This is a genomic window from Lentzea sp. NPDC060358 (assembly GCF_042725365.1).
Lineage (GTDB): Bacteria > Actinomycetota > Actinomycetes > Mycobacteriales > Pseudonocardiaceae > Lentzea.
In genome coordinates, this window is record NZ_JBHXCW010000335.1 from 1 (window position 1) to 6,805 (window position 6,805).

At 72.0% G+C, this 6,805-nt stretch carries 4 protein-coding genes; 3 read left to right on the forward strand and 1 reads right to left on the reverse strand.

Features of this window, described 5'->3' with window-relative positions; genetic code table 11:
• The first annotated feature begins 32 nt into the window (after positions 1–32).
• Positions 33–956, forward strand: a complete 924-nt coding sequence (locus ACFWGZ_RS38145; RefSeq protein WP_382456466.1) for a proline dehydrogenase family protein — start codon at positions 33–35, stop codon at positions 954–956.
• Here ACFWGZ_RS38145 and ACFWGZ_RS38150 read toward each other — a convergent pair.
• Positions 943–3,291 (reverse strand): hypothetical protein, encoded by a 2,349-nt coding sequence (locus ACFWGZ_RS38150; RefSeq protein WP_382456467.1) that lies wholly within the window; start codon positions 3,289–3,291, stop codon positions 943–945. The genes ACFWGZ_RS38145 and ACFWGZ_RS38150 overlap by 14 nt on opposite strands.
• A gap of 254 nt (positions 3,292–3,545) precedes the next feature.
• Between ACFWGZ_RS38150 and ACFWGZ_RS38155 the strand changes: the two genes are divergently transcribed.
• Entirely contained in the window at positions 3,546–5,189 is a 1,644-nt protein-coding gene (locus ACFWGZ_RS38155; RefSeq protein WP_382456468.1) for a bifunctional 3'-5' exonuclease/DNA polymerase, read from the forward strand.
• A gap of 130 nt (positions 5,190–5,319) precedes the next feature.
• On the forward strand, positions 5,320–6,696 hold the full coding sequence (locus ACFWGZ_RS38160; protein ID WP_382456469.1) for a carbohydrate-binding protein: 1,377 nt from the start codon (positions 5,320–5,322) through the stop codon (positions 6,694–6,696).
• The last annotated feature ends 109 nt before the right edge of the window (positions 6,697–6,805 follow it).

Genomic DNA, 6,805 nt, shown 5'->3' on the forward strand with positions numbered 1-6,805 from the left:
CCACACATCACCACACCCCGAGGACGTGAACCATGTTGCGCTCCAGCCTCCTCCTGGCGTCCCGCAGCGCGGGCACCCGCAAGCTCGTCGAGTCGACGCCGCTGACCCGGCCCGTCGTCGAGCGGTTCGTCGCCGGTGACGACGTCTCCGCCGCGATCCGCGCGACCGCCGAGCTGCTCGGCGACGGCCGCCTGGTGACCCTGGACCACCTCGGTGAGGACACCGTCGAGGAGTCGCAGGCCACCGGCACCGTCGAGGCGTACCTGACGCTGCTGTCGCGGCTGGAGTCGCACGGGCTCACCGAGGGCGCGGAGGTGTCGGTCAAGCTGTCCGCGGTCGGCCAGTCGCTGCCGGTGGACGGCGAGAAGATCGCGCTGGAGAACGCCCGGCGCATCTGCGCCGCCGCCGCGGTCGTCGGCACCACCGTGACGCTCGACATGGAGGACCACACCACCACGGACTCCACGCTGGGCATCCTGCGCGAGCTGCGGGTGGACTTCCCGTGGGTCGGCGCGGTGCTGCAGGCCTACCTCAAGCGCACCGAGCAGGACTGCCGAGACCTCGCGCACTCCGGTTCGCGCGTGCGGCTGTGCAAGGGTGCCTACCAGGAGCCCGCAACCGTGGCGTACCAGGACAAGCACGACGTCGACCTGTCGTACGTGCGCTGCCTGAAGGTGCTCATGGAGGGGCAGGGCTACCCGATGGTGGCCTCGCACGACCCGCGGCTGATCGCGATCGCCGCCGACCTGGCCTCGGCGCGCTCCAAGGACACCTACGAGTTCCAGATGCTGTACGGCATCCGGCCCGAGGAGCAGAAGCGCATCGCCGCCGAGGGCAACCGCATGCGCGTCTACGTCCCGTACGGCGACGAGTGGTACGGCTACTTCATGCGCCGTCTCGCGGAGCGCCCGGCCAACGTGGCGTTCTTCGTGCGATCGCTGCTCACGACCAGCTGAGCGCGGTCTCGGCCTCCTCCAGCGTCTCCAGGGCGAACTCCAGCTTGACCGGGTCGCCCACCTCGCGGGCGATCCGCACCGCGCGGTGGGCGAGCTGGAGCGCCTTCGCCGGTTCGTGCCGGGTCTCCACGCACAGCCGGCCGTAGATCGACAACGCGTCGGCGTAGCCGGGTTGCCGGTCGAGGTCCAGGCCCGTCATGTGCCACAGCACCAATGCCGTGTGCGCGGTGTTGCGCGCCTCGTCCTTGCGTTCCGCTCCGCGCAACCGGCACGCGTGCTGCTGCACGGCCGCGAGGTAGCCGTTGGGCGGCGACTTGGGCAGCTGCGCACGCCACACGTCGATCGTGAACTCCGACAGCCGCAACGCACGGACGTGGTGGTCGGACTCGGAGAGCGCGCGGGCCGCGCGTTGCAGCGCCGGGGCCAGTTTCGCGCCGAAGAACTCGACGAGCTGCGACGGCAGCCGGTGGCAGAGGTCGACGCACTCGTCGGCCGTGCGCAGCGCCTTCTCGTCGCGGGCGTGCAGGAGCTGCTGCTCCAGCAGCGTCGCGAGGGCGATCAGCAGGTCGGCCTGGTTCCAGACGAGGTCGTCGGCGACCAGCTCCCGGTGGACCTCGACGGCCTCCTGCGCCGCGTCGAGGTCGTCGGCGAGTTGGGCGAGCACGAGCAGCGCCGTGCCGAGGCCCTTGCGGTTGCCCGTCTCGCGCCACGCCATCACGGACTCGCGGGCGGTCAGTTCGGCGTCCAGGTCCTCGTCGAGCAGGCGCAACGCCTGGCTGTGCCGCAGCAGCGCCTCGGCGAGCTCCGCGCGGAACGTCTCGGGGTTCACGACGGCGAGCCGGCGGAACAGGTCGATGGCCTCCTTCACCGCCTCGCTCGCGGCACCGGCCCTGCGCAGGTCGACGAGCATCGTGCCGGCCGCGACGAGGTTGCGGGCCAGCTCCGGTTCGAAGCGCGGGTCCTCCCTCGCGAGCACCCGCCAGTTCGCCGTGGAGAGCTGCATCGAGTCCGCCGCGTACTGCATCTCACCGTCGGCCAGGTGGCGGCGGGCCATCGCGGCCGCGACCCGCGCGAAGTCGGCGCGGAACAGCGCCGGGTGGTTCTTCGCGAGCTCCTGGTAGAGCAGGGTGGCGCGGCTGATCGCGGTCGTCGCGGCCTCGTCGCGGCCGAGCGCCTGGTAGCGGTAGCTGATCTGCTCGAGCGCCGAGGCGAGCTGCGGGCTGGTCTCCGGGTCGTCGAGCGCGATGTCGTGCCAGAGCGCGATCGCCTCCTCGGAGACGACCAGGGCTTCCTCGCGCCGCTGGGCGTTGATGAGCCGCAGGCCGAGGTCGCCCAGGGCGTCGGCGAGCAGCGGCCGGGTGTCCCCGTCCCGCTCGGTGAGCTCGCGGTAGCACCCGACCTCCTGCCGGGAGGCCTCGACGGACTCCTGGCGCAGGCCGCAGAGCATCGTGCGGGCGCTGAGCATGCCGTACATCTCCGCGCGGTCGAGGAGGTCCTCCGCGCGGTCCAGCAGGCGCCGGGTGAGCATCGACGGGATGGCGTCCACGGCGAAGCGCTCGTCGCGGAAGACCCGGCGGGCGATGTGCTCGACCGTGGCGGGCGACCCGAGCTCGGCGGCGATGCGCAGGCTGTCGCGGGCCAGGTCCGGCACGACCTCGGGGCGGGCGGCGACGAGCTCGTCGAGCCGGGGGACGAGGTGCGGCCACCGCTGGGCGGCGCGGGCGAGCAGGTCCGGGTCCGGGTCGTCCGGCGTGGCGACCGCGAGGTAGTCCTCGGCGATCCGGCCGGTCGCGGGGCCGGTCTCGTGGTCGAGGAGCCGGCGGACGAGCTGGGTGCGGTTGACGTCGCACGGGTCGCCGTGGACCGCGGTCAGCGCGGCCAGGTGCAGGTCGAGGACGGTCTCGCGGGCGATGTTGGGCGGCGGCTCGTCGGGCGCGGCGGCGCCGAGCCGCCACGCGAAGTGCCGGCAGGCGAGGGCGAACGACCCGGTGCGGTCGTCGAGCGTCGGGGGCAGCGCGAGGTCGGTGACCTCGTGGTCGAAGTCCGCGATGCGCTGGCGGGTGGAGGACCACCACCAGCCCGTCGTCCTGGCGGCGAGCAGCACCCGCGTGCGCGCCGGTCCGTGCCGCAGCGTGTCCTGGAGCCGTTCGAACACGTCCTGCCACGGGAGGCGGTCGGCGTCGTCCACCACGAGCAGCCTGCCGTGCTCGGCGTCGTCCCAGTGCTCGTCGCGGAAGTGCCGGAGCAGCCTGGTCTTCCCCGCTCCCGCCGGGGCGTGCACCAGCACCGACGCCTGGGGCGCGGGGCTGTCGCGCCACAGCGCGAGGGTCTGCAACTCGGGTTCTCTGCCGTGAAAGGGGACCACCTGGTGGGTGGGATCCAGCAAAGCGGCAACGCTCAGTGCTCGGTCCACGGCTTCATAGTCGGCCGGTGGTCAGGCCAGGGGTAGGAAGACCACACCATCGTGCCCATTTCCCGTTCCCGTCTCACCCCTTCGCCGTCTGGCTTGGAGGAACTCCACCACTGCTCACCGCCCGCCGGGTTCAGCCTGGACTGAAATTGTCAGGGCCGGTCGGCACAATCAGGGGTGTGCTGGTCGCCCTCGTCCCGGAAGCGGACGGTGCGGGCCGGTGGCAGGAGCTGCACGACGACGGGACACCGGCGGGTCCCGTGGTGGCGGCACCGTCGCTGGCCCCCGCCGTCGCGGAGCTGGAACGCGCCCACCGGCCGCGCTGGGTGTGGGCGGACACGTCCGAGACCTACCCGCTCCTGCTCGCGGCCGGCGTGCGGGTCGACCGGTGCTGGGACCTCCTGCTGACCGAGTCGCTGCTGCTCGGCGTCGAGGGCCGGCACCGCGAACCCCGGGAGCTGGCGGGGGCGGTGGCGCGTGCGCTCGGGCTGCCCGCGCCGGCGGACCTCGGGCACCGCAAGAAGGACGTCGAGCTGACGTTGTTCGAACCGGAGCCGGTGGTGCTGCCGGGCGGCACCGACGAGCTGGCGGCGTTGTCGCTGGTTTTCCGGGCGCAGCAACGGAATCCGGCGATCGGGCTGCTGATCGCGGCGGAGTCGGCGTCGGCGCTGGCGGCCGCGGAGATGACCCACCACGGGCCGCCGTGGCGCGAGACCGTGCACCTGCAGATCCTGGAGGACCTCCTCGGGCCGCGGCCGGGACCGGGCGCGCGGCCGAAGCTGCTGCAGGACCTGGCGGAGCGGATCCAGGAGGCGCTCGGCGGGCGCGAGATGAACCCGGACGCGCCGGCCAGCATCGTGCGGGCGTTCGCGCGGGCGGGCGTCGAGGTGCCGTCGGCGCGGCGGTGGGTGCTGAAGAAGGTCGACCACCCGGCCGTGGAACCGTTGCTGGACTACAAGGAGCGCGCCCGGCTGTGGGTGGCGCACGGCTGGTCGTGGCTCGACGCGTGGGTCGCGGGTGGACGGTTCCGGCCGGACTACGTCGTGGGCGGCGTGGTCACCGGCCGCTGGGCCTCGCGCGGGGGCGCGGCCCTGCAGATCCCGCGGTCGTTGCGCCGGGCCGTGGTCGCGGACGAGGGCTGGGTCCTGGTGGCCGCCGACGCGTCGCAACTGGAACCGCGCATCCTCGCCGCGCTGTCGGGTGACGAGCGGCTGATGGAGGTCTGCGGGGACGAGGACCTCTACGCGGCGCTGGCGCAGGACTCGTTCAAGGGCGAACGCCCGCGGGCGAAGATCGCGATGCTGTCGGCGATGTACGGGGGCACGGCGGGCGAGGCCGGCTCGCTGCTCGCCGTGCTGCGCAAGAGGTTCCCGGTCGCCGTCGGGTACGTGGAGGCCGCGGCGCTGGCCGGCGAGCAGGGCCGGATGGTGCGCACGCGGCTCGGCCGCACCTCGCCCACGCCGTCGGCGGCCTGGCAGGAGCTCACCGGCGGCGCGGACGACTCGGGGGACGTGTCGCGGTCGTCGCGGCAGGCGGCGCGGAACTGGGGCCGGTTCACCCGCAACTTCGTCGTGCAGGGCAGCGCGGCGGACTGGACGGCGGCGTTGCTGGGCGTGCTGCGCACCCGGTTGCCGCCGGACGCGCACTTGGTTTTCTTCCAACACGACGAGGTGCTCGTGCATTGCCCCCGTGCGGACGCGGACGCCGTGACCGAGGCGATCGCCGTGGCGGGGCGGGAGGCGACGCGGCTGCTGTTCGGTGAGACGCCGGTGCGGTTCCCGATGAACGCGGTGACCGTGGAGTGCTACGCCGACGCGAAGTAGCCCCGGACCGTCCACACGAGACGCACCGCCGTGCCCGTTTCGGGGTGTTGGTCCGAACGGGCGCTTGTTCTTGCACCGTGAGAGCGCTCTCATAAATGGACTGCACCCGTGACAAGGAGGTCACTCGCGCATGAAGCAACGCCGCCGCGTCCTCGCGGCCACGACAGCTCTTCTTGCCGCGGTCCCCCTGGCGATCGCCGCCATGTCCGCCAACGCTTCGATCCCACCCCCTGCATCGGGATGGACGCAGGTGTGGGGTGACGACTTCAACGGTTCGAACGGATCGCTGCCGTCGGGCTCCAACTGGATCATCGACACCGGCCACGGCTACCCCGGCGGCCCCGCCAACTGGGGCACCGGCGAGATCCAGAACTACACGAACAGCACCAGCAACCTGAAGCTCGACGGAAGCGGGAACCTGCGCATCACCGCGCTGAAGGACGGTTCCGGCAACTGGACGTCGGCGCGCATCGAGACCCAGCGCTCCAACTTCAAGCCACCGTCGGGCGGCAAGCTCGCGATCGAGAGCCGCATCCAGATGCCGAACGTCACGGGCCAGGCGGCCCTGGGCTACTGGCCCGCGTTCTGGACGCTCGGCGCGCCGTACCGCGGCAACTACTGGAACTGGCCGGGCATCGGCGAGTTCGACATCATGGAGAACGTCAACGGCATCAACTCCGTCTGGGGCGTCCTGCACTGCGACGTCGCACCAGGCGGCGCCTGCGGCGAGTCCACCGGCATCGGCAACTCGCGGGCGTGCCCCGGCTCGTCCTGCCAGTCCGCCTTCCACACGTACCGCCTGGAATGGGACGACGGGGCCAAGACGCTCACGTGGTTCGTGGACGGCCAGTCGTTCCACCAGGTGACCCAGGCGCGCGTCGGCGCGAGCGTGTGGAACCAGATGACGTCGCACTCGGGGCACTTCATCCTGCTCAACCTCGCGATGGGCGGCGCGTTCCCGAACGCGCTGAACAACAACCAGCCGACCCCTGTCGCGGCGACGCAGTCGGGCCACTCGATGGTCGTGGACTACGTGGCCGTCTACTCGACTGGCGGGGGCACCGGCCCCACGACCACGACCACCACGTCGAACCCCGGCGGTGGGGGTTCCGCGTACAGCGAACTGCAGGCGGAGAACGCCGCGGAGCGCTCGGGTGGGTCCGTGGGCTCGGGTGACGGTGGCTCCGGTGTGCACCAGATCGCGAACGGCGGGTACCTGAAGTTCTCCGGCGTCAACTTCGGCTCGGGCCCGGCGCGGCAGTTCTACGCCCGCGTGGCCTCCGGTGCCGGAGGTGGCGTGAGCGGCCTGGTCGAGGTGCGGCTCGGTTCGCGCACCGCGACCCCGGTGGGCTCGATCGCGGTCGGCAACACCGGCGGCTGGGACGCGTGGCGGACCATCCCCGCGAACATCTCCGACATCACCGGCACGCACGACGTCTACGTCACCTTCACGAGCGGGCAGCCTTCGCCGTACGTGAGCGTGAACTGGGTGAAGTTCGGAACCTGACCCCCGTGTGAACATCGGGGTCTGTTCGTCCGCTAGGATCTCGTCCGAAAGCCCGGACGATTAGCTCAGCGGGAGAGCACTACCTTGACACGGTAGGGGTCACTGGTTC

Coding starts and splice junctions, on each gene's coding strand:
- ACFWGZ_RS38145 (WP_382456466.1), top strand. CDS start 33: ATGTTGCGCTCCAGCCTCCTCCTGGCGTCCCGCAGCGCGGGCACCCGC.
- ACFWGZ_RS38160 (WP_382456469.1), top strand. CDS start 5,320: ATGAAGCAACGCCGCCGCGTCCTCGCGGCCACGACAGCTCTTCTTGCC.